The organism is Candidatus Protofrankia californiensis, from assembly GCF_900634765.1.
Classification (GTDB): domain Bacteria; phylum Actinomycetota; class Actinomycetes; order Frankiales; family Frankiaceae; genus Protofrankia; species Protofrankia californiensis.
This window is the reverse complement of sequence record NZ_CAAAFT010000210.1, coordinates 18,529-20,669: the sequence shown is the minus strand read 5'-3', so window position 1 is coordinate 20,669 and position 2,141 is coordinate 18,529. Positions and strand designations below refer to the sequence as shown.

General features: G+C 65.0%; 3 protein-coding genes. All 3 read right to left on the bottom strand.

Annotated elements, in window-relative coordinates:
- On the bottom strand, positions 1-964 hold a 964-nt coding region (locus DD1DGNOD_RS11525), incomplete at its 3' end, for an NAD(P)-dependent alcohol dehydrogenase (RefSeq protein ID WP_131770100.1).
- A gap of 155 nt (positions 965-1,119) precedes the next feature.
- On the bottom strand, positions 1,120-1,440 hold the full coding sequence (locus DD1DGNOD_RS11520) for a 2Fe-2S iron-sulfur cluster-binding protein (protein ID WP_131766564.1): 321 nt from the start codon (positions 1,438-1,440) through the stop codon (positions 1,120-1,122).
- A 14-nt stretch (positions 1,441-1,454) separates the two neighbouring features.
- Positions 1,455-2,141: NAD(P)/FAD-dependent oxidoreductase (locus DD1DGNOD_RS11515; RefSeq protein WP_165036621.1), on the bottom strand; the 687-nt coding region annotated here is incomplete at its 5' end.

Sequence of the window (2,141 nt, the reverse complement as noted above, 5' to 3'; positions counted from 1 at the left end):
GAATGAACCTGTCCGGGTCGCTGTCACCCTCCACGATCCCGGTGATGGTCACTCCCAGCACCTGGGCCTGAATCAGGTTGACCGACAGCGCGGACGTCGGGTCGGCTGGAACGCCGAGAATCCCCAGGGTTCCGCGGTGCGCCAGCGACAGCAACGTCTGTTCGAGAACGGGGACGATCGCGGTCGTGTCGACCGCGTAGTCCACGCCGTCAGGGACGATCGAACGGATCTGCTCGGACAGCGGCCCGTCCGCCGGGTCGATCGCGTGGGTTGCACCCAGTGAAAGGGCGAGGTCCCGGCGTGCCTGGAGTGGTTCGACAACGATGATCATGGTGAGTTCGCGGACGACCGCGGCGAGCACGGCGGACAGGCCGACGGATCCGCTGCCCAGGACCACCAGCGAGGAGCCGGCTTCGCAGTCGAGCGAGTTCAGCACCGCGCCGGCACCCGTCTGGATTCCGCATCCCAACGGCCCCACCAGACTCAGTGGAGCGAGATCGGAGACCTTCACCACGTTTCGTTCGTGCGCGATGGCGTGTGTTCCAAACGACGACTGCCCGAAGAAATTGCTGCCCACCGTGGTTCCAGCAAGGCTCAGCGCACTGGTTCCATCAGGCCGAACACCGCTGAAGTTGAAGGCCATGAACTCGTGGCAGTACGCCGGCGCACCCTTTTTGCACTGCGCGCATCTTCCGCAGCTGTTGAAACTCAGGGCAACCCTGTCGCCTTTTCTGACCTTGGTGACGGCGCTGCCCACCTCAACCACCACGCCGCTGCCTTCATGACCGAAGACACCGGGTAACGGGAAGGGAAGATGCCCCTCCTTGACCGCCAGATCGGTGTGGCACAGTCCGACACCAGCAATCTCGACAAGCACTTCGTCCGCCGCCGGCGCGTCGAGGGAGACCTTGTCCAGCGAAAATTCTCCACCGATCTCGGCTACCACGGCCGCAGTGATATCCATGTCTGCTCCCTCGTCTGTTCTGCTGATTTCGCGTGCTGGCTGTCGAACTGCCGGCCGCCGGGCTTCCGGATATGGGTCCAATCGCGGCCGGGAGACCGACGTGGCATTGACGACCGGGGGACAGCCATCCCACGGTCCTCCCGGAAAAATCCGGGTCAACCGTTGGCGGCCGACACCGTCACGCGGACGCCGTCACATTCGGTGGTGACGACGAGCTGGCAGGACAGTCGAGAGTCGGCCTGCGCGCCGTCGGCGAACTCCAGCAACTCGCGTTCTTCGTCGGTCATCTCGTCGAACAGCGCCTGCGAGTCCGGGTCGACGTAGACGTGACACGTCGCGCACGAGCAGCTGCCGCCGCACTCGGCGACGATCCCTGGAAGATTGCTACGAACCGAACCATCCATCACGGTTTGTCCACAAGGAACGTCGATCGCGTGTTCGGAGCCGTCGGGTAGAACATAGGTGACCATGGGCATTGCGCACTCCGTGTTTATTTGATGACAGTGTCGCGAAGTGGAACGGCGGGATCGGCCAGCCTCGTCGGATCGATCCGCTCACCACCGGCGATGAATTTCTTGCCGGCCATGAACTCGCCCGGCGAGTTGGCGGACTCCACCGCCGTGATCTTTCCGTCCACATGATGAAACAAGGCGAAGCGTCCCGACGCCGGATCGCCGCGCAGGATGGTACCGGGCGGCGCGGAGACGACTCCGGCTATCTTGAGCTTCAGGTCGAACTGGTCGGACCAGAACCAGGGCACTTCCGCGGGGGCAGGCGCCGCGCCGACGATCGAGGCCGTGGCCTGTCTGGCCTGTTCCACCGCGCTGGGGATGCTTTCCAGCCGCTGCAGTCCGTCGACACCTGTCAGTGGTCGACGGGTGACGTCCCCGATCGCAAAGATCGCCGGATCGCTGGTGCGCGCCCGATGGTCGACCAGGATCCCCTGCTCGCAGGCCAGACCGGCTGCCACCGCGAGCTCGTCCCGCGGAAGAGCACCGATACCCACGAGGGCGATGTCGCACGGCACCTGCGTCCCGTCGCCGAGGAGCACGCCACGAACATGGCCGTCGTCACCCGACAGGCCGACAACCTGCGCCCCGGTGAGGATCTTTGTGCCGCGATCCCGGTGGTACGCCGCCAGAATCTCCGACAGCCGGGTGCTCGCGACCCTCGCGAG

Bases quoted from the DNA above. Each gene is read 5' to 3' on its own strand.
- DD1DGNOD_RS11520 (WP_131766564.1), bottom strand. From the start codon at position 1,440: ATGCCCATGGTCACCTATGTTCTACCCGACGGCTCCGAACACGCGATC.